The organism is Maribacter corallii (assembly GCF_047345415.1).
Lineage (GTDB): Bacteria > Bacteroidota > Bacteroidia > Flavobacteriales > Flavobacteriaceae > Maribacter_C.
On record NZ_JBLFEP010000003.1, the window covers coordinates 261,583 to 283,669 of the forward strand.

Sequence of the window (22,087 nt, forward strand, 5' to 3'; positions counted from 1 at the left end):
TGAGTTGATTATTTTTGAAGAACCCATGTATCCTTAGAGCCGCCTCCTTGGGATGAATTCACGATTAGATTACCTTTTTGCAAGGCCACACGGGTCAATCCGCCTTTAAGAACGAACTCCTTCTCCTTTCCTAAGACGGTGAATGTTCTGAGGTCTACGTGCCGTTGTTCGAACGACCTGCTACTATCGATATAGGTCGGATGCACTGACAATGACATAATCGGCTGAGCCACGTATTTTCTGGGTGAGGCCTTCACTTGTTCCCGTACTTGGTCGAGTTCTTTTTTTGACAGTCTATTTCCTATGGAAATACCATATCCACCGGCTTCATCAACAGGTTTGATGACCAGCTCTGAAATATGTTCCAGCACATATTTCAGTTCGTCGGGTCGGCTGCAGTGAAAAGTGCGTACGTTGTTCAAAATGGGCTCCTCCTTCAAATAGTACTTGATGATTTCGGGCATATAGGTGTACACTGCCTTATCATCGGCTACTCCAGTACCCGGGGCATTGGCCAAAGTAACGTTTCCCTTTTTGTATGCGGCAAATAGTCCGGGAACACCGAGCGAGGAATCCGGCCTGAATTCCAGTGGATCGATAAAGGCATCGTCGATTCTTCTATAGATAACATCTACTCTTTCAGGGCCACGTATGGTCTTCATATAAACGAAATCGTTTTCTACGAAAAGATCTCGCCCTTCTACCAATTCTACCCCCATGGTCTTTGCCAAATAGGAATGCTCATAAAAGGCCGAGTTGTACATTCCCGGGGTAATCACAACGACATTGGGCACATCCACTCCGTTAGGTTTTACCGTTTCCAAAAGGTCCAATAGATTTTCGGCGTAATTGGTTACCGAACAGGTCTTGTAGTGATTAAAAACCCCAAAAAGAGCCCTTTTCAACGCCGTTCGGTTACAAATGACATAGCTCACTCCTGAAGGACAGCGTATATTATCTTCCAAGACATAATAATTACCGTCATTATGCTTAATGATATCGGTGCCCGAAATATGATTATAAATACCGCCGGGGGGATCGATGCCGTTCATTTGATCCAAATAATTTACCGAAGAGCTGATCAATTCCATGGGAACAATGCCCTGTTTGATAATACGTTTGTCATGATAGATGTCCCATAAAAAAAGATTGAGTGCTTTGCTGCGCTGAATGGCACCTTTCTCAATGATTTCCCATTCTTTTGGGCCAATGATGCGGGGAAAGAGATCAAACGGGAAAATCTTCTCTTGCGTTTTCTTTTTGTCGTATACTTGAAAAGTGATGCCTTGGTTGAAAAAAGATGATTTTGCCTTATCATTAAGTTTCACGTAATCTTTAATGGAATGCTCGCCATAGATGTCAAACAACTTTTTATAGATGGCTTTTATTTCACCGTTACTGTCATGGATTTCATCGTAGAGTCCTTCACTTTTTTGATAAGAGGAAAACATTTGGTTCTTAATACTGCCCATGAAATACGTTTTCTAAAAAGATACTGTTTTTTGGATGATTAGTCAATGGGAATACGTTATTAAATACCCGCTCTAATTGCTCGGTTCGCAATTACCGCAGGTCTTTTTCGACAAATCATCGATTTGGTGAACCGTTGGGAATTGCTGCCGTACTCTCAATGTTTTTCTATAAATTTAACGCTGACTAGTTCTTTACAGACATCCTATTATGAAAAACTCTCTTTCCCTTATTTTTTTAGCCGTTTTCGGCACTATTTTTCTGAATGCACAGTTTAGCGAAAAAAGCAAGGATTTTCAAAAGTTCAACGGCTATTTCAATTTTCAATATGATGCACAGACGGATAAGATGTATTTAGAAGTCACCGATTTGGAGAAAGAATTTCTTTATGTATCCTCTTTGAGTAGTGGTATCGGAAGTAATGATATTGGCCTTGATAGAGGGCAACTGGGCGGTTCGCGCGTGGTCTTCTTTCGAAAGGCAGGTAACAAGTTGTTATTGGTGCAGCCGAATTTGAAGTTCAGAGCGCTTACCGACAATGAGCTAGAGCGAAAATCAGTGGAACAGGCCTTTGCTAAATCGGTTCTCGGCGGTTTTCCGATTGAAGAGGAACAAAATGGGAAGTTCATCATCGATATTACCGATTTTCTAATGCAGGATACCCATGGTGTAATTCAACGCTTACAAAGAAATAAACAGGGAAAGTATACTCTGGACAAGACCAAGAGTGCCATGGCCCTAGATCGCACCAAGGCATTTCCTGAAAATGTGGAGTTCGATGTGACTCTGACCTTTAAGGGCAACCCAACCGGAGCCAATATTCGATCGGTCACTCCGAATGCTGGTTTGGTGACGGTGGCCCAGCACCATTCTTTTGTAAAACTACCGGATGACGACTACCAACGTAGGGAGTTCGACCCACGATCGGGTGCCTCGCCATTTATGTACTATGACTATGCGACTCCGGTCGAATCTCCCATATTGAAACGTTTTATCCGGAGGCATCGTCTAGAGAAAAAGAACCCTGAAGCGGCGGTCAGTGAGGCTGTGGAACCTATTATCTATTATCTGGACAATGGTACGCCTGAACCGGTGCGCTCAGCCCTCTTGGAAGGAGGCAGATGGTGGAACCAGGCTTTTGAAGCGATCGGTTATAAAGATGCATTTCAAGTAAAAATACTGCCTGATGATGCCGATCCCTTAGATGTGCGGTATAACGTGATCCAATGGGTTCACCGTTCTACACGTGGATGGAGTTACGGCGCTAGTGTCACGGATCCTCGAACAGGCGAGATCATAAAAGGTCATGTGAGTTTGGGTAGTCTTCGTATTCGGCAAGATTTCCTTATTGCCCAGGCGTTGATGAACAAGCCCTATGCGGAACGCGACGACAACCATCAACCCATGCTGGAGATGGCCATAGCAAGAATACGTCAGCTATCCGCCCACGAAATAGGACACACCTTAGGGTTTGCGCATAACTATGCCGCCAGCACGAACGGCAAGGCCTCGGTAATGGATTATCCGCATCCGCAGTTTAGTATTGCGAATGGTGAAATCGATTTTTCAAATGCCTACGATGATAAAATAGGGGCCTGGGACAAGGTGTCGGTGGCTTATTCATATGAGACTTTTGCCGAAGGTGTAGACGAGAAGGCTGCATTGAACAAGATTTTGGACAAAGCAACAGCGGATGGTCTTCGTTTTATTACCGACCAAGATGCGCGTCCGCAAGGAGGTGCCCATGTACTTGCGCATTTATGGGATAACGGAGCGAACGTGAGTGAGGAATTGGAAGCCATGTTGGAGGTACGCAAAACAGCGATCTCCAATTTTTCTATGGATAACATCCCTTCGAATCAACCGAATACGGTGTTGGAAGATGTTTTCGTACCCCTATATTTCTTCCATAGATATCAGACGGAAGCCGTTTCCAAAGTGGTTGGCGGACTGGAATATAATTATGCTACAAAAGGTGACGGGCAGACTACTGTAGCTATTGCGGATAAAGGTCTTCAGACGCAGGCGCTGAAGAGTATTATGAAAACCTTGGATGCCAGTGAAATTGCGATTCCTAAGGAGAAGCTTGCTCTTTTCCCACCAAGGGCCTTTGGCTATGGTCGAACCAGAGAGTCGATAAAAGGAAAAACAGGCGTCTCTTTTGATGCGCTATCAGCCTCGGAAACCGCCGCGGACATGACTTTGGGTCTCTTGTTGCATCCTGAACGGGCATCACGTCTCATACAACAAAAATCCGTAGTTACTGATAATATAGGCCTTGAAGAGGTATTGAGCGCTGTTGTGACAGGGGCGATCAACAAGAGTTTCAAAGATGCCTATTTGAACGAAGTGCAAACCAACATTGCGTTTCGGGGATTGTTCCATATCATGAACCTGGCACAGCATCCCAATGTGCATCCGCAAGTCAATGCAATTGCGAATCAGAAACTTAATACGTTGAAATCGGAGCTCTTAAAGGCAGGGAAAAATGCCGTTCGGTCTGAAATGGTTCGGAGAATCGATCGATTTATGGACAAGCCAGAAGACTTCGAGGTGATTCCGGCCCAGAAAATCCCGGATGGTTCACCTATCGGAATGGACTGTTTTCACTAAAAGCCTCGAACACAATATCAACATCAATATCCCAAACTTTTGGAAATAAACCTCATTAGTGATACCGTAACGAAACCAACAACTGAAATGTTGAATGCCATGATGTCCGCAGAAGTTGGCGACGATGTCTTTAAGGCCGATGTTACCGTAAATGCTTTGGAAGAAAAGGTAGCTCGTTTATTCAACAAAGAAGCTGCGCTGTTCTTTCCTTCCGGAACCATGACGAATCAAACGGCCATTAAATTGCATACAAACCCAGGGGATCAATTGATATGTGACAAGTATGCCCATGTATATAACTATGAAGGGGGAGGGGTAAGTTTTAACAGTGGTGTCTCTTGCAAACTTGTCGATGGCCATAGGGGAATGATGAATTCGGAACAAGTGGAGGAAGCCATCAATCCACCGGATTTTTATCACAGTCCCTTGACGACATTGGTATGTATCGAAAACACGACCAATAAAGGGGGCGGTGCCTGTTATGATTTTGAAGAACTACGGCGGATTCGTTCTGTTTGTGATCGCCATGGTCTTGCCTATCATCTAGATGGCGCACGGCTATGGAACGCCTTGGTAAAGAAAAAGGAATCTCCGGAGCAGTATGGCGAACTATTCGATACGATCAGTGTTTGCCTTAGTAAGGGTTTAGGGTGCCCCGTAGGCTCTGTATTGTTGGGCTCAACGGAAGCTATTGATAAGGCCTTGCGTATTCGAAAGGTCTTCGGAGGTGGTATGCGCCAGGCGGGTTACCTGGCTGCGGCTGGCATCTATGCACTTGACAAACATGTAGAACGGTTGGCTGATGACCATAAAAAGGCAACGGAAATCGGGCAAGTGCTACAACAGCTCTCCTATATAAAAAAGGTAGAACCTATTGAAACGAATATCATCATTTTCGAAATCGACGAAAGGCAAATGGCCGCGGATCAATTCGTCGAAAGTCTTAGGGAAAAAGGGGTGCATCTTATCGGTATGGGCCAAGGTAAACTGCGCATAGTGACTCATTTAGACTATACGGATGCCATGCATACCCATTTTTTGGAGCTATTAAGGCAATTGTAATTGATCGGAGCTAGCGAGGTCCAGTATTCTTTTTTTTAGATTTTTGATTCCGTTTTCCATACCGGCCTCAGAGCGATAAGATTGGCTCGTGCCGATAACTTCACCATTTACGTTCTTTAAATGGAATAGAAACTGTCCGTCGTGGTTGGTCTTACGTTCAAAGGCATTGCGTTTCCCTTGAAGGATACCTAAACTTTGAACAATCCGGCTCACCTCACCCTCGTTTTGAAATAATGCGCTCGTCAACAATACACTTCCACTTTCCGCCTTCAGCGAAAAACGAAAAGAGTCATCGTCCTTTTCTTTGATTACTTCGATCATTGGTATCTATTTCCTTCTACAAATTACAACAACTATTCCTTTAGTGGAAATGATCTCATACCAAAATCAGGCCTCGACCTCATGTATGTATCGAACGAAGAATGAAAGTCAATATCCTCAAAAGGAAGTTGTTCAAGAAAAAAGGCTTCCTTTTACGAAAGCCTGTATGCCATTATTTGAAGGTTAAAGCGTCGATATCAACATTGGTATGTGATATATATTTACCGACACATGACCTTGGTTCAGGCCAATTTTGGTTATCCTGTATGGCCTTTTATTGAAATTTTTTAAGCAACGCTATGTGCTTTTTGGTTCCACCATTCATGTTATACCCCGCATAGGCGCCCAATTCCTTTCCTTCGCTATTCAGTATAGTCAATAGGGGTACGGAGTTTTTTCGATTCAATCTTGAAGATAGTTCTTTGTTGTGTTTCAGCTGTTCGGCAGAAATTAAACTCCGGTTCATTGGAATGTCAATATAGAGCAATACGTAATTTTGCGAGATCGTTTGAAAAGTGCTAGTGTCGAAGAAATCTTTCTTGAGCATTTTACAAGGTGCACACCAGTCACTGCCCGTAAAATAAACGAGCACGTTCTTATCTTCATTTTCCGCTTTGGCAATGGCCTTGTCGTAATCCGTCAGCCATGTGTTTTCCGTTCCAATCGATTTTTCTGCTTGAGCGGTCAGAAGAAAGGGGGCAACTATAAGGATTATCAGTTTTTTCATGTTGGATTTTTTATTCAGTATGAACACATTCGTCCACTTCTGTAATTGGGTGAATTTTATGTTTAACTGTAACGAATAAGGACTCTCATTTCGTACAGTTTTTCTACCAACTACTTAAAAAAACCGTCCAATCCCGGAATATTCGGCATCCCTTCCTTCGCTGCTGCAGCAAGTTCGCGCTCGTTGATTTGGGTTGCTTTTTCAATGGCGTTATTGATGGCCAGTACAAGATAGTCTTCAAGGGCTTCCTTGTCGTTCAAAAGGTTTTCGTCAATGGTCAAATCTTTCACGGTTCTATTTGCCGTTATCGTGACCTTGACCAATCCGTTGGCTACGGATTCTTCTAAAGTCACGGTATCAAGGCGTTTCTTGGTAGCCGCCACCTTTTCTTGGGTCTCTTTGAGCTTCCCCATCATTCCCATCATATCTCCGAACATACTTTTTGATTTAATAGTTATCGTTTCAAAATTACTAAATTGTAGCAATAACTCTTATTTCAACACTACAAATGAAGAAATACCAAGTTGTTCTTTTAGGATGTCTTATTTTTGCGGCTTCTTGCCAAACCGAGAAAACCGATATGGAAAACCCCACACCTCCTGTTGCAAAAAAAATACCTGAAAAACTGGTAAAGCACGAAGATGTTCGTGTGGATGATTATTATTGGATGAACAAGCGGGAAGACTCCGCAGTAATTTCCCATTTAGAGGCCGAAAACGCCTATTATGCAAAAATGACCGAGCACACAAAGGACTTTCAAAAAGATCTTTTCGAAGAAATGAAAGCCCGTGTCAAGGAGGATGATACCTCAGTACCCTATAAGCAAAACGGGTATTGGTATATCACGAAATACGAAACGGGAAAGGAGTATCCGATTTATTCTAGAAAAAAGGAATCACTTGATGCAGCGGAAGAGATTCTTTTTGATTGTAATGAACTTGCCAAGGGACATGAATTCTTTAATATGTCAAGTTTTTCGATTAGTCCGGATAATAAACTGGCAGCCTTCTCAATTGATACGGTTTCGAGAAGAAAGTATACATTACAGGTCAAAAACCTTGAAACTGGCGAGGTGCTCCCTGACAAAATAGATAATACTGCAGGTAATTCGGTTTGGGCCGACGATAATAAAACGTTGTTCTATAGCAAGCAGGATGACGTCACTCTACGTTCGGATAAAATTTTCAGACATCACCTGGGCGAACTTGAGGATACCCTGATTTTCAATGAAACGGACGAAACGTTCGGAACCGCTGTGTACAAATCAAAGTCAAAGAAGTACATCATCATCGTATCTTATAGTACGATGACGATGGAGTTTCAGACCTTACGCGCGGATAATCCTGATGGGGAGTTCAAGATTTTCCATCCCAGAACAAGGGGACTGGAATACTCCATTTCGCACTATGGGAATGACTTTTATGTACTGACCAATAAGGATGGGGCAACCAACTTTAAATTGATGAAGGTATCCGAGGGCAATACCTTGGCCAACCAATGGAAGGAATTTATCCCTCACCGAGAGGATGTACTGCTAGAAGGCATCGACATCTTTAAGGAGTATTATGTGCTAACGGAACGAAAAAACGGACTGAATGAGCTCAAAATCGTTCGATGGGATGGTGCTGATAGCTACTATTTGCCGTTTGACAGTGAAACCTATACGACCTATGTCAGTACCAATCCGGATTTTGATACTGAGGTACTGCGCTACTCTTATAATTCGATGACCACCCCAAGTTCGATTATCGACTTCAATATGAGAACGAAAGAAAAGGAGGTTAAAAAGGAACAAGAGGTACTTGGTGGTAATTTTGATAAGACCAACTATGTTGAGAGGCGTATTTGGGCCGACGCTAGGGATGGAACCAAAGTACCGATGTCTATCGTCCATCATAAGGAAACTAAAATCGATGCAAGCACCCCAATTTTACAATATGCATACGGTTCCTACGGTTCTACGGTCGACCCGTATTTCTCCACCGTACGTTTAAGTTTATTGGATAGGGGATTCGTATATGCTTTGGCACATGTGAGGGGAGGGCAATACCTCGGAAGGCCGTGGTATGAAGATGGGAAACTCTTGAAAAAGAAAAACACCTTTACCGACTTTATCGACTGTTCCAAACATCTCATTGGCAACAACTACACTAGCGCTGATCATCTTTATGCCATGGGCGGTTCAGCTGGCGGCTTGCTTATGGGCGCCATTGTGAATATGGCTCCCGAACTTTATAATGGAATTGTGGCCGCAGTGCCTTTCGTGGATGTCGTGACTACTATGCTAGACGATTCCATTCCTTTGACCACAGGGGAGTTCGATGAATGGGGAAATCCTGATGAAAAAGAGTATTATACCTATATGAAATCCTATTCCCCCTATGATAATGTTGAACCGAAGGATTATCCGAATATGTTGGTGACGACCGGACTACATGATTCACAGGTGCAGTATTTCGAGCCTGCCAAATGGGTGGCTAAATTACGGGAGCTAAAGACGGATAATCATCTACTGTTATTCGATATCAACATGGATGCGGGTCACGGAGGTGCTTCGGGCCGTTTTGAGGCCTTGAAAGAGGTCGCTCGGGAATATGCCTTTTTACTTGATTTGGAAGGGAAAGTCCTGTAGTTAAAAAAAAATAGTAATTTTGCCTCGATTTTATGTGTTTTCGAGAACGTGCTTTTCGAAGCCTTAAATAGCCTTTATGAAAAACCAGATTAACGCCTACAATAATGTTTCCGAACTTATAGGCGACACTCCCCTGATCAAACTCAACGGCATGGCTGAAGGTCTTCTTGGTAACTTTTATGCCAAGGTAGAAGCTTTTAATCCGGGCCATTCGGCAAAAGACCGTATTGCGATCCATATCATCAACGAAGCAGAGCGAAAAGGCATTCTAAAGCCTGGCAGTACAATTATCGAGACAACCTCGGGCAATACCGGTTTCAGTATCGCAATGGTCAGTATCATCAAAGGGTACGAATGTATTCTTGCCGTGAGTTCGAAATCATCTCCTGATAAAATAGATATGCTCCGTTCTATGGGAGCAAAGGTCTATGTTTGTCCGGCCCATGTCAGCGCCGATGATCCCCGTTCGTATTACGAAGTGGCCAAGCGCTTGCATCAAGAGACCACAGGCTCTATCTATATCAACCAATATTTTAACGAACTTAACATAGATGCCCATTACCGAACGACGGGGCCTGAAATTTGGGAACAGACCAATGGCCATATTACCCATTTGATTTCGTGTAGTGGTACGGGAGGCACCATTTCGGGTACTTCTCGTTATCTGAAGGAAAAGAATCCGGAAATAAGAACTATTGGGGTAGATGCCTACGGTTCGGTTTTGAAGAAGTACCATGAGACCGGTGAATTGGATACCAATGAAATTTATCCGTATCGTATTGAAGGTTTGGGTAAAAACTTGATTCCAGGTGCAACGGACTTTGCTTGTATCGACGAGTTCATTAAAGTGACCGATGCGGAGAGTGCGCATACAGCCCGTGAAATATCGAAAACTGAAGGTATCTTTGCAGGGTATACCTGTGGAGCCGTAATGCAGGCGGCCAAACAACTGAATGATTTGGGTGAGTTTGACCAAGATAGTAATGTTGTGCTCATATTTCCTGATCACGGTTCACGATACATGAGTAAGATTTACAGTGACCAATGGATGGAAGACCAAGGTTTTATGGATGCCAAGGTGGCTGAAGAAACACAACGAATTCAAATTATACGATAGGTAACGAATAACGTTATGAAGAGACGGGCGATAACTTCTTGTAGTTATTGCCTTTTTTTCTAGTCGAAAATCTATATTTTTGCAGGATAAATAAGTGTTTCACATTTATTTAACAAAAATCAACACAGGCACGATGAGAGATATTTTTGATCGAATTATTGAGAATAAGGGACCATTGGGAAAATGGGCTTCACAGGCAGAAGGGTATTTCGTTTTTCCAAAATTGGAAGGGCCGATATCGAATCGAATGAAGTTTCAAGGAAAAGAGGTTATTACTTGGAGTATCAATGACTATTTAGGATTGGCCAATTTACCTGAAATTAAGAAAATCGACGGGGATACCGCTGCGGAATATGGCGCTGCCTATCCGATGGGCGCTCGAATGATGAGTGGGCACACCGATTTTCACGAACAGTTGGAGCAAGAATGTGCTGCCTTTGTTCAAAAAGAGGCTGCTTATCTTTTGAACTTCGGCTATCAGGGTATCATGTCTTGTATTGATGCTTTGGTCGCTAAAGATGATATCATTGTTTATGATGTGGATTGTCATGCTTGTATCATTGACGGGGTTCGTTTGCATATGGGCAAGCGATTTACCTTTAAGCATAATGATGTTGAAAGTCTTGAAGTGAATTTGGAACGTGCCACTAAAATGGCCGAACAGACCGGTGGAGGAATCCTGGTTATTTCAGAAGGTGTTTTCGGCATGCGAGGACAACAAGGAAAGCTTAAGGAAATTGTAGCGCTCAAGCAGAAATACAAGTTTAGGCTCTTGGTCGATGATGCACACGGATTTGGCACCTTAGGGAAGACCGGTGCAGGAGCAGGTGAAGAACAAGGTGTTCAAGATGATATTGATGTGTACTTTGCCACATTTGCAAAATCTATGGCCAGTATAGGGGCTTTTTTGGCTGCCGATAAAGAGATCATCGACTATTTAAAATATAACTTGCGTTCACAGATGTTCGCAAAGTCGCTGCCAATGACCTATGTCAAGGGTGCGTTGAAGCGATTGGATATGCTTCGCACCATGCCCGAATTGAAAGAGAAACTTTGGGAGAACGTCAACGCCCTTCAAAATGGTTTGAAAGAGCGAGGATTCGATATCGGAACCACCACAAGTTGTGTGACACCGGTGTACCTAAACGGAAGTATTCCTGAGGCAATGGCCTTGGTAAAAGATCTTCGCGAAAATCACGGAATATTCTGTTCTATAGTGGTTTACCCTGTGATACCTAAAGGACTGATTTTACTCCGTATGATTCCAACAGCGACACATACTTTAGAGGATATAGCCATAACCCTTGATGCGTTTTCAGCCATTCGAGAACGGTTGCAAAACGGTACTTATAAGCGCCTTTCGGCAGCAGTTGCGGCAGCGATGGGGGAGTAAGCCTAATATTTGTTTTAGTGTTCTTGTTTTGAATCCCTAAGAAAACTGCTAATGAATAGAAGCGGTAATTGGTCTATCTATCTAACTCAAATCTTTTCGATACGTTCTACGTCGTTTGTAGACCACAGGATCAAAGTGTTTCCACATTTGTTTGATGGCGATGTTCTCCTCTAATTCAGGTGTACGATAGCACATTTGAATGCCTTTCTTGCTAAAGGTTTTGTAATATTCATTGAAGACAATTGCCGTAACACCTTTGTTTTGATAATCGGGATGAATCCCGATGAGGTAGAAGTAAACGTCCTTACTACTTCTCTTGGCCTTTAAGAGATGGTATAGGCCGAAAGGAAACAATTTTCCTCTTGCCTTTTGCAAGGCTTTCGAAAAAGAAGGCATAACAATAGAAAAGGCGATAAGCTTATGGTCTTTATCAACGATAAACTTAATGTACTCCGGATTTATAAAGCTGATGTACTTTTTTTTGAAGTATGCTTTTTGAACCTCGGTAATCGGTACGAAAGACGATAATTTGGAATAGGTTTTATTAAAAAGGTCGAACATTTGATCCGCCATTGGCATCACATCCTTCGTTTTGGTGAAGTTGATTTCCCGAAGTCCGTAGCGCCTTTTGATCAAATCGTTTAGCTTGATAAAAAGCTTGGGATCCGCATTGCTGGCCGGAAACTTGTTTTCCATATATTCCTTCTCCTTCATAAAGCCCAAGCCCTCATAATGCGCTTTATAATACGGATGGTTGTACCAGGTAATCATGCTGCCGATATGTTCAAATCCCTCAGTGAGTACGCCTACCTTATCCAAATTGGAAAAACCCACAGGCCCTTCCATATAGTCAAGATGATGTTGCCTGCCTATTTCGGCCACCTTGTTTAATAAGGCCTCTGAAACAGCAGTGTCGTCTATGAAGTCGAACCATCCAAAACGCACTTTCTTGATGCCCTGGTCATTGGTTTCAAGTCTATTGATAATGACAACTACACGACCGACTACGGCCCCATCTCTTACCGCCAAAAAAAACCAGGCATCGGCATTCTCAAAAGCCGGATTTTTGGTCTTGTCGAAAGACGCTAGCTCATCGGCTATAATAGGGGGTACCCAATACGGATTGTCTTTGTAAAGTGCAAAAGGAAACTTTACAAACTGTTTGAGCTCTGATTTTGTCCGCGCTTCTTTGAGGGTGACCATGAGTAGGCTTTTGTACCCTCAATATTAGGCATATTAATCGTTAGAATAAAATATCTTTCGCATACCAGGCCATAAAAAAAACGGCGGTGAAATACCCCCAGAGTATCGAAAAAATAACGTGAATCGTAGTTTCAAAGGTTTTCCCTTTCCAAAGGTCGACCGAATATCCAAAAAACTGAACTCCCAATCGAATGCCCCAAAAAATAGTCAGTCCAAGTGAAATGCGCTTTCCGAGTACAGTGGTGACCAATTCATGGGATGAAGTGATGCATAGTAGGCCCATAAAAAGAACAGTTATGGCGATAAAAAAGGTATGTACTTGCATCATCTGCCGATTGATCAAACTTAAATGTTGCAGTTCTTTCTTCCAAAGGAAATATTTTGGAAAAGCAATATGTGCAAATGCCAAAATGCTAAGGATCCCTCCGATAAGTTTTAGTTGAAACTCAAGCATGTTGTACTACAAATGTGGTTAAGAATGGAGTGATCTTGATTTCTTCCGATAGCTGCAGGTTCGCCTTTACGAAAGTATAACGCCAGGTTTTTTTAGAATGAAAATGAAAGAAACCTAGGGTATAGGCCAATAAATTTGGAAGATCTCGGAGATGTTCCGTGATAATGATCCGCCCATCTCTTTTTAGAATACGATGTAATTCCTTGAAAAATCCGATGCGTTCCAAGTCATTTCGTATTTCATGCGCACTGAGTATCGCAAAAATCACATCCGTACTTTCGTCTTCCAAGGGTATTTGGGCAGTGCTGATTTTTAATGTTCCAGGCATAGGGGGATAAGACCTACGAGCCCTTTTGATAGAAACCTCTGTATGCTTTTCTGGGTCATAGAAATCCAAAACCTGAAATGTGGCTTCTGAATACCGCGAAATGAGTAAAGGGGTGGTCTCGTCAAATCCCGCATTTACATTGATTACCGTATCCGGCTGTCCGATTGATAGCCTGTCTATCCAATTCAAGCTGTAGAGACCTGATAAGTCATAAATGTAGGTAGAAACGAGCAAGGAGACCAATACCATAATACATATGAAGCCCGCAGGTATCAGAAAATACGCTAAGGGTATCGATTCGAAGATAAAATGAGCGCAGGACAAGAAAAGAGTCAGTACTGCGGCTCCGAAGTAAAAATGCCAATTGAACACGATAATATTACGAACCCCCTGAAATGGTTTTCTTATGGTTTCCATTGGTCTTTTTTTCCTTTTTTCCATTGATACGGAACCTCTTCGATCCGAAATGCATTGGCGAGTTTTACCTCTTTCAAATGTAAGGTATTAAGGAACGAAATAGAATGGTCGACCACATGCAGTGGTTCGGGGGTCCAATTGGAGCGCACCCCTTCGATAATCAACACTTCGTTTTTAGGTTTGTTGTATGAAAACGTAAACGGTAGGGGACCTGCAAAACGTCTGGCCTCTTTCCGATTGGAAAAAGGGGAGCTTTTCGGCAGGGTTACCTCCGCTGCCGTATTTTCAAAGACCAGATTAAAGTCTGACTTCTTCGAGAAAATCCGGAAGCCATTTGCGTCGTTCACATGTGTTATATCCGTGGTCGTATAGCTATAACTGGTGAAAATGTTCCCTAAGAGTTCCATCTTCTTTTTATCGGTCTCTGATTTTAGGATATAGAGCCCACGCAGACGTTTGCCCCAACTAGTTTGGTATCTGACGAAGATTCGAAATCCAACTAGAAAGAAATCATTTCCTAGAAATTTTGGAAAACCTTTGGGACGCAGCTGTTTCGTTTGTACCATCGCCATGGCAATAAAACCCCAAGTATCATCAAATGTGTCGAGCTCAAGACATTCTGGAATCAATGGTCCAAGCTCCGTTTTGGGCACTGCAAACGATAAAACCGTGGTGCTTTTGAAATAAGCCTCGACAGGAAAAGGGTGATTTTTAGGAAATATGCTCATTAGGGACGTGATTGCTTTTTAAGAACGAATTCATTGTAATAAATCAGTCCGACGAATACCAAGGCGAAGAACGCATTCCATCTTCCCCAAAGTAATAGTCGTGGAACTAAAAGGAATTCAAGAAAGTTCATGGCGCAGATAATCGTTATTTGAAGTATGGCATTCATTCTCGACTTGAAGCCGGAAATCACCCAAATGGCCATGGTCACTTCGGAAATTCCAATGGCTGTAGTCAAGGGAGCAGCATAGGTGACCCCTAAAATTTCAGAAACGATTTCTTGGTGCCTAGGTACATAATTCAGCACTTTGCAGAAGAGTCCGTTTACGAACCAAACCAGTGCTATTAAAGTTGTAATCGCCTTACTGATAATTCCTTTGGGCAAGGTATAGCGGTTAATTTAAAAAACGTTAGTTGATGAGTGCTGCTATGTGCGCGATTAAAGACGGCCTTTTTGCGTTAAAATTCAATAACACCGTCATCTTTCTTCTTTTTTCCCTTCTTCTTTCTCTTTTCCTCTTTTTTGAGCTTTCGCAATTGTTTTTTTGAAGGCCCAAGATCAATATCTTCAGCACCCAAACCACCCGCATCACTTTTCTTGCTGCCTTTGTTTTCCTTCTTTTTCATGGCATTCTTTCTAATGGGACCACCATTTTCACCAGCTTCTTGATCTTCGATGGCAGGGGGAGGATCTTGATGGAAATCAAATCTATAGGAAAAGCCTACCGACACAAATACCCGTGAAGGGGTGTTTTTAAAACTGGCTCCCATATTGGCATCTATCTGCAATCCGTCACCAAGTAGGTGGGCTACCCCACCGCGTAGTAATACATCGGAGTAGCGGTCACTTTTAATACCTTGATGCTCGACAAAAGTACTCCATTTTGGGTTCCTGAAGGCATACGAAAGGGATACCAAATAATTGATTTCAGGAAAGTCTGAGGAGATACGATCGTAGGCAATATTCGAGATGAGTACAAAACGAGGGGTCAATCTGCTTTGGGTGGCAACCATTACGCGGTACATAACCGTTGGATCCCCCATAAAATTTGGGTTATCCAGTAGATTGAAAGTAGCTCCTCCATAAAGCGACACTGATGGAATCAGGTTCTTGAGTTGAAAAAGATTGTTCTTGCGCCAACTGTAGAGGTTGGGTTTGTTCCGTTCGGGCGATTTGTACCGGTCGTAAAGCAGATACTTCAATCCAACCCTGTTTCTAGAGAACTTGGCGAAAGAGGTCTCGATTCCTGAATTGACAAAAGTTTTTGATTCATTTTGAAAGGTGCCTTCCCAATTGAGTTCGAGTTGCTCAAAAAGAAGTCCGTATCGTAGGGAAAGATCGCTTCCTAAAATGTTCGATTGGGTGTTCAACAAGGCATGATCACTTTGTTCGAATCCCACGCCCATTTCCAGTTGCAAAACATTCTTACCGACCGCATATGCACTCACGGATAATCCGGGCCGATTTGAATTGATGACATCGGTATATTGCGAAATAGCGAAAAACGGCACTAATAAAAGGGTAAGTACCGCAAGGATCGTTGCTTTTTTCGGTTCTGGGGAATTGCCCATGGATGCGATTTTATTATTATTTTAAGACCTCAGGTTATCTAGTACAACGCAGGAATTGTATTTTTGATATATTCTACAATAAATTATATGGCTTTTTTAAAGACAGTTCTGATTATCGTCATGGTCTATTATCTACTCAAGATCGTAGCCAGACTGTTTGCTCCAAAGATTATCAATTACGCTGCTAAAAAGACCGAAGCCCACTTTAAGGAACAATTCGGAGAACAGCATCGGCGTTATGAAACACAAACGGAAGAGCGTGTGGGTGATGTAATCATCGAAAAGAAGCGAGCCAATAAAAAGGGCACTTCGGAAAAAGTTGGGGATTATATTGACTTTGAGGAAATTGATTGAGTATTTTAGCGGAAACAACCACTAAACAAACCCATGCAAACCGGTCTTAAGGCTTTTTTTATTCACTTTTTTGTTACCGTTTTCTTTGTTATTGCAGCCGTTGCCTACTTCAGCCCAGTGCTCCAAGGAAAGATTTTGTTCCAAAATGACATTGCCCAATATACGGGTATGGCGAAAGAGCAAAACGACTTTCGCAAAAAAACAGGGGAAGAACCTTATTGGACCAATAGTGCCTTTGGAGGTATGCCCACTTATCAATTAGGCGCATATTATCCGCACAACTATGTTAAAAAATTAGATAGTCTCATACGCTTTCTACCACGACCGGCCGATTATCTTTTTTTATACTTCATTGGCTTTTACATTTTATTATGCTGCATGAAAGTCGATTATCGGCTTGCCATTGTGGGGGCACTGGCCTTCGGCTTTTCGACCTATCTCATCATTATTTTTGGGGCTGGGCATAATGCAAAGGCCCATGCAATGGGCTATCTTCCTATGGTATTGGGTGGGATTATATTGGTCTTTCGGAAAAAATACCTGTGGGGCTTTCTATTAACAGCTATCGCTATGGCCCTTGAGGTGCAGGCAAATCATTACCAAATGACCTATTATTTTATGTTATTGGTCTTGATTTTAGGAGGGGTGTATCTGTATGATGCTATTCGAAAAAAATACCTCAAACACTTTTTTGTCTCCGTGGGTCTTCTTTTGGTGGCCGTTACATTAGGAATTGCCGCTAATGCTACCGGACTTTTGGCTACCAAGGAGTATGCGGACTGGAGTACCCGTGGAAAATCAGAACTGACCATAGGTCCCAATGGCGAGACCAAGGAAAATACAGGTGGATTAAGTAAAGAATACATCACCCAGTGGAGTTATGGTATTTCCGAATCGTTGAACCTTTTTGTTCCGCGGCTTTTCGGTGGTGCTTCGAATGAGGATTTGGGAAAAGATTCTAAAACCTATGTGTATTTGGTCGAAAAAGGATTGCCAAGAAATCGAGCCTTGGAATTTACCCAGAGCCTACCCCTATACTGGGGCGAACAACCCGTTACCTCTGGGCCGGCCTATATTGGGGCGATTATTTTCTTTTTATTCTTCCTTGGACTATTCATTGTCGATAAAAAAGCCAAATGGTGGCTTTTAGGAGGTACCTTATTGTCTCTTTTGATGTCTTGGGGAAAGAATCTCAGCTTCTTTACCGATTTCATGATCGACTATTTCCCCTTGTACGATAAATTCAGGGCGGTCTCTTCGGCTCAAGTGGTCCTTGAACTATGCGCCCCTGTTCTGGCCGTATTGGCTTTAGTGGCGCTTTTCGATACCACACGGGTATCGACTGATAAAATAAAGGCCCTAAAATATACATTCTTCGGGTTTTTGGGCATGGGTGCCCTATTGCTGATTGCTAAAGGGATGTTTGATTTCGAGGGCTATTCAGACGAAAACTTACGAATTACGGGTATGGAGGAGTTGCCCGATATGATTAAAGCCGACCGAAAATCCGTTTATAACAGCGATTTGTTCCGTTCCCTGCTGTTCGTATTTCTCGCCACTGCGACGCTTTGGTTTTACCTCAAGGGAAAGTTGAAGCAAAATATCGCCATAGGTATCGTAGGCGTCTTGATTGTGGTAGATTTGGTCGGAGTGAATCTAAGGTATGTCAACAACGATGATTTTGTTTCAAAACGCAGGATGACACAACCGTTTCAGGAGACGGAAGTTGATCAGCGTATTAAAGAAGATCCCGGGAAGTTCAGGGTATTTGACCCCTCAGAAGGTTTTGATAGCGCAAGAACGGCATATTTTCACCAGTCAATTGTCGGGTACCATGCGGCGAAACCCGCGGGTATTCAAGATATATTTGATTTCTACTTGTACCGAGGAAACTTCAATGTCTTGAATATGCTTAATGTAAAGTATGTCATTCAACAAGATGAGGAGGGGAGAAGATATGCTGGATTGAATCCGGAAGCCAGTGGAAATGGCTGGTTTGTATCAAAACTCAAGGAAGTCAAGACTGCGGACGACGAGATTCTAGCGCTCGCTGACCTTGATATGGCCAATGAAGCAGTCGTGAACACAAGTAAATTCAAAAATATCAATCGATTCAATTTTCAAACCGATTCGACTACGACCATTGACTTAATCGCTTATGAACCGAATCATCTGACCTACACCGCAAAGAATGAAAATGCGGGAGTAGTCGTATTCTCCGAAATGTATTATGGAAAAGGTTGGCAAGCCTATGTCGACGGAAAACCACATGACCATTTTAGGGCAAACTACGTTTTAAGAGCTATGAAATTGCCAGCCGGTGAGCACACCGTAGAGTTTAAATTTGAACCTGAGGTCGTTCGAACCGGCAGCACAATTGCTTTAGCCAGTTCGATTTTACTTGGACTAGTACTGGTCGGGGGAATCGGTTTTTCCTTCTGGCATTCCCGAAAAGAAGAAAAAGAGGAAGTCTAATGCGAAAAGTGTTGGTCATCACGTATTATTGGCCACCAGCTGGAGGGCCTGGTGTACAACGCTGGTTGAAATTCGTCAAATACTTGCGCGATTTCGGTTTTGAGCCCTTAGTATACATTCCAGAGAATCCCAATTACCCTATTATAGATACGTCCCTGTTGGATGAGATACCCGAGGGAATCAAGATGTATCGTCTTCCTATAAAAGAGCCATACAAGCTGGCTTCCTTTTTTTCCGCTAAGAAAACAAAACGCATCAGTTCAGGAATAATCCAAGCGCAGAATCAATCCCCTATAGAAAAAGCGATGCTCTGGGTACGGGGAAATTTTTTTATTCCCGATGCTCGAAAGAATTGGGTCAAACCCTCGATACGTTATTTATCGAAGGTGATTTCCTCCGAAAAAATCGACACTATTGTAACTACGGGTCCACCTCACAGTGTTCACCTCATAGGCCAAGGATTAAAACAAGGCCAAGCACTGAAATGGATAGCGGATTTCCGAGATCCTTGGACGTCCATTGGCTATCATAAGAAGTTGAAACTGACCAAGTCTTCAAAAAAGAAACATAAAGACTTAGAGCGTCAAGTACTCAATGCTGCCGATACGATTGTGGTAACCAGTACCAGTACTAAAGAAGAGTTTCAAGCCCTGACGGACGTACCGATACAGGTCATCACAAATGGGTACGATGTGGAGATACCTGCGAATAGTGATTTAGATACTAAGTTCAGCATCTCGCATATCGGTTCATTGCTGACCGGGAGGAACCCCAATAATCTGTGGAAGGTCCTAAAGGAATTGACCCAAGAGAACAATGCATTTGCGGAAGCATTTGAGTTACATCTCATAGGGGTTGTAAGTGAAGATGTACTTCATAATATATATGCGCATGAACTGGAACCTTTTGTACGCTTAACGGATTATCTTACGCATGAAGAGGCTGTACGGCGACAACGAAAAAGTCAAGTGCTATTGATCATAGAAATCGATTCGGAAGATACGGTGGGCATCGTGCCGGGCAAGGTATTCGAATATCTGGCCGCGAAACGACCCCTATTGGCCATTGGTCCCAAAGGTTGGAATGCCGGTGAAATCATCAAAGAATGCAAGGCGGGTGAGGTCTATGACTATCAAGATACGGACGTGATGAAAAGCGCTATTGAGCAGTGGTTCGAGGCGTATCAAAATGGAAAACTCCATATTGCTTCTGAGCGGATCGAAAGGTATAGCAGAAAGCAATTGACACATAAACTTGCCGATACCCTCGAGAAACTTCCTTAGACACATAGTACAGTAATCATCTTACGTTTCCCTTTGAAGTCAAATCTCGATCACGGCGTGGAATACGTTTACGCAGTGAAAAAGACCGGTTTCTATACTTCATTTTCAAAATCTCCACAATCATAATTGTTCATTGCTAGTATGAGATAATTAAACATTCTTTATTTTTTTTGATGTGAAGTTATGTATCTCAAATTCTGGATTCAGAAACGTCCAAAAATAGGCATTTTCTATTCTTTTTTGTTAAATATTTACTAAAACCGAGGGCAATAGGGTAGGGTTCATACTATTTAAAATGTTTAACGTTTGTATTAATAAATTAAACAAAAATTAATCTTAAAAAAGTAGACTATGAAAAGATTTTTAAACCCAATGAAGTGGATGGTATGTGCAGCACTAACCGTAGTGATGTTCTCTTGTAGTGACGATGATCCGGTCATTACAGTGCCCGATATGGAAGAAATGGAACCGACCTCCAATATCGTGGAGTTAGCGATTGCCAGTACGTCATTGACTCAATTGGAAGCAGCGGTCATAAAAGCGGACTTAGTAGAAACACTTTCCGGCACTGGGCCTTTCACTGTTTTTGCACCGACCGATGATGCTTTTATAGCACTGTTAGGAGTCTTGGGTGATGAGTATAACAGTCTTGATGATTTCGATACCGCAGAAGAAATCGAGCTTCTAAAAAATATACTGTTGTACCATGTTGTACCTGCTGAAGTAAAGGCTGCCGATCTATCAGCAGGGGATGTCGGTACCGCTTTAACTGATAATTCCGTAGCGGTAATTGCTAGCGGAGACTCATTTGTTATTGGAGATGCTTCGACCGTTGATGCGAATATTACTGCAACCGATATCATGGCTACAAATGGTGTGGTACACCTAATAGACAAAGTATTACTTCCTCAAGAAGCCGTAGACTTTGCAGCATCCTTGTTGGATATTGTCGATGTGGCCAGTGCCAACCCCGATTTTAGCCTTTTGGTTGAAGCTGTTGTCAAGGCCGACTTGGTGACCACCTTACAGAGTGCAGGTCCATTCACGGTTTTTGCTCCGGACAACGAGGCATTTGGAGCTTTGCTGGACGTTTTAGGTTCCAATTACAACAGTTTGGACGATTTCGATACAGAAGCTGAAATTGCTCTTTTGAAGAATATTTTATTATACCATGTAATCCCTTCTCAAGTTAACGCTAGTGATTTGGCCGAGGGTGATGTGGCTACAGCCTTTACCGATAATTCTATCTCCGTAATTGCCGAGGGTGATACCTTTGTCATCGGCGATGCCTCTGAAACCAATGCGGGTATTAGTGCTACGGATATCGGTGCCAATAATGGGGTAATCCATGTAATCAATAAGGTTTTGTTACCTCAGGCAGCACTTGATTTTGTTGGAAGTCTAAAAGATATTGTTGGAATTGCCTCATCGGATGACAACTTCAGCCTTTTAGTAGAGGCCGTCACCAAAGCCGATTTGGTCGAGACCTTGCAAAGTGCCGGTCCATTCACGGTTTTCGCTCCGACCAACGACGCTTTTGGAGATCTATTGGATGTGCTAGGAAACGATTACAATAGTTTAGATGATTTTGACACAGAGGGAGAAATCGCTCTTTTAAAGAATATTTTATTGTACCACGTAGTAGCGGCACAGGTAAAATCCACCGATTTGGCCCCAGGTGATGTGGCCACGGCATTTACCGACAATTCCATTTCGGTAATTATGAGCGGTGATACTTTTGTTATTGGAGATGCCTCAGATGTTGACGCTGAACTTTCTACTACTGATCTAGAAGCTACCAACGGGGTAGTTCATGTTATCAATAAAGTATTGTTGCCGCAAGCGGCTATTGACTTCGTAGGTTCTTTATAAGAAGATATAAGCAATTGCCCGAAAAGGGCTAAAGTTTTGATCAAAGGTCCAAGGTGTTTTCATCTTGG

19 protein-coding genes are annotated in these 22,087 nt (G+C 42.6%); 9 read left to right on the forward strand and 10 right to left on the reverse strand.

Annotated features, from left to right (window positions below; genetic code table 11):
• Positions 1-8 precede the first annotated feature (8 nt).
• Complete coding sequence (locus tag ACKWCA_RS11135) at positions 9-1,472, reverse strand: circularly permuted type 2 ATP-grasp protein (protein WP_413978275.1); 1,464 nt, start codon at positions 1,470-1,472, stop codon at positions 9-11.
• 208 nt (positions 1,473-1,680) lie between these two features.
• On the opposite strand from ACKWCA_RS11135, the gene ACKWCA_RS11140 reads away from it, so the two are divergent.
• Positions 1,681-4,083 carry a zinc-dependent metalloprotease gene (locus ACKWCA_RS11140; RefSeq protein WP_413978276.1) on the forward strand — a complete coding sequence of 801 codons (2,403 nt, stop codon included), beginning with the start codon at positions 1,681-1,683 and terminating at the stop codon, positions 4,081-4,083.
• 39 nt (positions 4,084-4,122) lie between these two features.
• Positions 4,123-5,145, forward strand: coding sequence for a threonine aldolase family protein (locus ACKWCA_RS11145; protein ID WP_413978277.1), 1,023 nt, complete (start codon positions 4,123-4,125; stop codon positions 5,143-5,145).
• On the opposite strand, the gene ACKWCA_RS11150 is transcribed toward ACKWCA_RS11145, so the two are convergent.
• The 3 genes from ACKWCA_RS11150 to ACKWCA_RS11160 all read right to left on the reverse strand — a co-directional run bounded on the left by ACKWCA_RS11150 (position 5,131) and on the right by ACKWCA_RS11160 (position 6,630).
• Entirely contained in the window at positions 5,131-5,466 is a 336-nt protein-coding gene (locus tag ACKWCA_RS11150; protein WP_413978278.1) for a YegP family protein, read from the reverse strand. The genes ACKWCA_RS11145 and ACKWCA_RS11150 overlap by 15 nt on opposite strands.
• A 274-nt stretch (positions 5,467-5,740) precedes the next feature.
• A complete protein-coding gene (locus ACKWCA_RS11155; RefSeq protein ID WP_413978279.1) occupies positions 5,741-6,193 on the reverse strand; it encodes a thioredoxin family protein in 453 nt (150 codons plus the stop codon).
• A 110-nt stretch (positions 6,194-6,303) separates the two neighbouring features.
• The gene (locus tag ACKWCA_RS11160) at positions 6,304-6,630 is read right to left on the reverse strand and encodes a YbaB/EbfC family nucleoid-associated protein (RefSeq protein ID WP_413978280.1); all 327 of its coding nucleotides are present in this window, start codon (positions 6,628-6,630) and stop codon (positions 6,304-6,306) included.
• A 71-nt stretch (positions 6,631-6,701) separates the two neighbouring features.
• On the opposite strand from ACKWCA_RS11160, the gene ACKWCA_RS11165 reads away from it, so the two are divergent.
• The 3 genes from ACKWCA_RS11165 to ACKWCA_RS11175 all read left to right on the forward strand — a co-directional run bounded on the left by ACKWCA_RS11165 (position 6,702) and on the right by ACKWCA_RS11175 (position 11,335).
• Positions 6,702-8,825 (forward strand): S9 family peptidase, encoded by a 2,124-nt coding sequence (locus ACKWCA_RS11165; protein WP_413978281.1) that lies wholly within the window; start codon positions 6,702-6,704, stop codon positions 8,823-8,825.
• Between the two features lie 76 nt (positions 8,826-8,901).
• Positions 8,902-9,942, forward strand: a complete 1,041-nt coding sequence (locus ACKWCA_RS11170) for a PLP-dependent cysteine synthase family protein (RefSeq protein WP_413978282.1) — start codon at positions 8,902-8,904, stop codon at positions 9,940-9,942.
• 133 nt (positions 9,943-10,075) lie between these two features.
• Complete coding sequence (locus ACKWCA_RS11175) at positions 10,076-11,335, forward strand: aminotransferase class I/II-fold pyridoxal phosphate-dependent enzyme (protein WP_413978283.1); 1,260 nt, start codon at positions 10,076-10,078, stop codon at positions 11,333-11,335.
• Between the two features lie 81 nt (positions 11,336-11,416).
• On the opposite strand, the gene ACKWCA_RS11180 is transcribed toward ACKWCA_RS11175, so the two are convergent.
• The 6 genes from ACKWCA_RS11180 to ACKWCA_RS11205 form a co-directional block, all read right to left on the reverse strand.
• Entirely contained in the window at positions 11,417-12,538 is a 1,122-nt protein-coding gene (locus tag ACKWCA_RS11180; protein WP_413978284.1) for a GTP cyclohydrolase, read from the reverse strand.
• Between the two features lie 40 nt (positions 12,539-12,578).
• Entirely contained in the window at positions 12,579-12,992 is a 414-nt protein-coding gene (locus ACKWCA_RS11185) for a hypothetical protein (protein WP_413978285.1), read from the reverse strand.
• On the reverse strand, positions 12,985-13,737 hold the full coding sequence (locus ACKWCA_RS11190) for a class I SAM-dependent methyltransferase (RefSeq protein WP_413978286.1): 753 nt from the start codon (positions 13,735-13,737) through the stop codon (positions 12,985-12,987). The genes ACKWCA_RS11185 and ACKWCA_RS11190 overlap by 8 nt, the downstream gene beginning before the upstream one ends.
• Positions 13,725-14,465, reverse strand: a complete 741-nt coding sequence (locus tag ACKWCA_RS11195; RefSeq protein ID WP_413978287.1) for a DUF2071 domain-containing protein — start codon at positions 14,463-14,465, stop codon at positions 13,725-13,727. The genes ACKWCA_RS11190 and ACKWCA_RS11195 overlap by 13 nt, the downstream gene beginning before the upstream one ends.
• Complete coding sequence (locus ACKWCA_RS11200) at positions 14,465-14,848, reverse strand: DoxX-like family protein (RefSeq protein WP_413978288.1); 384 nt, start codon at positions 14,846-14,848, stop codon at positions 14,465-14,467. The genes ACKWCA_RS11195 and ACKWCA_RS11200 overlap by 1 nt, the downstream gene beginning before the upstream one ends.
• Before the next feature lie 74 nt (positions 14,849-14,922).
• Positions 14,923-16,035: a transporter gene (locus ACKWCA_RS11205; RefSeq protein ID WP_413978289.1), complete on the reverse strand. Its 1,113-nt coding sequence runs from the start codon at positions 16,033-16,035 to the stop codon at positions 14,923-14,925.
• 87 nt (positions 16,036-16,122) lie between these two features.
• Between ACKWCA_RS11205 and ACKWCA_RS11210 the strand changes: the two genes are divergently transcribed.
• From ACKWCA_RS11210 to ACKWCA_RS11225, 4 genes are all read left to right on the forward strand, one after another.
• On the forward strand, positions 16,123-16,389 hold the full coding sequence (locus ACKWCA_RS11210) for a DUF4834 family protein (protein WP_413978290.1): 267 nt from the start codon (positions 16,123-16,125) through the stop codon (positions 16,387-16,389).
• A 33-nt stretch (positions 16,390-16,422) separates the two neighbouring features.
• Entirely contained in the window at positions 16,423-18,864 is a 2,442-nt protein-coding gene (locus ACKWCA_RS11215; protein WP_413978291.1) for a YfhO family protein, read from the forward strand.
• Entirely contained in the window at positions 18,864-20,147 is a 1,284-nt protein-coding gene (locus ACKWCA_RS11220) for a glycosyltransferase family 4 protein (RefSeq protein ID WP_413978292.1), read from the forward strand. Before ACKWCA_RS11215 ends, ACKWCA_RS11220 begins: the two co-directional genes overlap by 1 nt.
• A gap of 351 nt (positions 20,148-20,498) precedes the next feature.
• On the forward strand, positions 20,499-22,019 hold the full coding sequence (locus ACKWCA_RS11225) for a fasciclin domain-containing protein (RefSeq protein ID WP_413978293.1): 1,521 nt from the start codon (positions 20,499-20,501) through the stop codon (positions 22,017-22,019).
• Positions 22,020-22,087: the final 68 nt, after the last annotated feature.

What these genes read in the sequence shown, in the direction of transcription:
- ACKWCA_RS11135 (WP_413978275.1), bottom strand. Translation starts at nt 1,472, where the DNA reads ATGGGCAGTATTAAGAACCAAATGTTTTCCTCTTATCAAAAAAGTGAA.
- ACKWCA_RS11140 (WP_413978276.1), top strand. Translation starts at nt 1,681, where the DNA reads ATGAAAAACTCTCTTTCCCTTATTTTTTTAGCCGTTTTCGGCACTATT.
- ACKWCA_RS11150 (WP_413978278.1), bottom strand. Translation starts at nt 5,466, where the DNA reads ATGATCGAAGTAATCAAAGAAAAGGACGATGACTCTTTTCGTTTTTCG.
- ACKWCA_RS11155 (WP_413978279.1), bottom strand. Translation starts at nt 6,193, where the DNA reads ATGAAAAAACTGATAATCCTTATAGTTGCCCCCTTTCTTCTGACCGCT.
- ACKWCA_RS11160 (WP_413978280.1), bottom strand. Translation starts at nt 6,630, where the DNA reads ATGTTCGGAGATATGATGGGAATGATGGGGAAGCTCAAAGAGACCCAA.
- ACKWCA_RS11165 (WP_413978281.1), top strand. Translation starts at nt 6,702, where the DNA reads ATGAAGAAATACCAAGTTGTTCTTTTAGGATGTCTTATTTTTGCGGCT.
- ACKWCA_RS11170 (WP_413978282.1), top strand. Translation starts at nt 8,902, where the DNA reads ATGAAAAACCAGATTAACGCCTACAATAATGTTTCCGAACTTATAGGC.
- ACKWCA_RS11175 (WP_413978283.1), top strand. Translation starts at nt 10,076, where the DNA reads ATGAGAGATATTTTTGATCGAATTATTGAGAATAAGGGACCATTGGGA.
- ACKWCA_RS11180 (WP_413978284.1), bottom strand. Translation starts at nt 12,538, where the DNA reads ATGGTCACCCTCAAAGAAGCGCGGACAAAATCAGAGCTCAAACAGTTT.
- ACKWCA_RS11185 (WP_413978285.1), bottom strand. Translation starts at nt 12,992, where the DNA reads ATGCTTGAGTTTCAACTAAAACTTATCGGAGGGATCCTTAGCATTTTG.
- ACKWCA_RS11190 (WP_413978286.1), bottom strand. Translation starts at nt 13,737, where the DNA reads ATGGAAACCATAAGAAAACCATTTCAGGGGGTTCGTAATATTATCGTG.
- ACKWCA_RS11195 (WP_413978287.1), bottom strand. Translation starts at nt 14,465, where the DNA reads ATGAGCATATTTCCTAAAAATCACCCTTTTCCTGTCGAGGCTTATTTC.
- ACKWCA_RS11205 (WP_413978289.1), bottom strand. Translation starts at nt 16,035, where the DNA reads ATGGGCAATTCCCCAGAACCGAAAAAAGCAACGATCCTTGCGGTACTT.
- ACKWCA_RS11210 (WP_413978290.1), top strand. Translation starts at nt 16,123, where the DNA reads ATGGCTTTTTTAAAGACAGTTCTGATTATCGTCATGGTCTATTATCTA.
- ACKWCA_RS11215 (WP_413978291.1), top strand. Translation starts at nt 16,423, where the DNA reads ATGCAAACCGGTCTTAAGGCTTTTTTTATTCACTTTTTTGTTACCGTT.
- ACKWCA_RS11220 (WP_413978292.1), top strand. Translation starts at nt 18,864, where the DNA reads ATGCGAAAAGTGTTGGTCATCACGTATTATTGGCCACCAGCTGGAGGG.
- ACKWCA_RS11225 (WP_413978293.1), top strand. Translation starts at nt 20,499, where the DNA reads ATGAAAAGATTTTTAAACCCAATGAAGTGGATGGTATGTGCAGCACTA.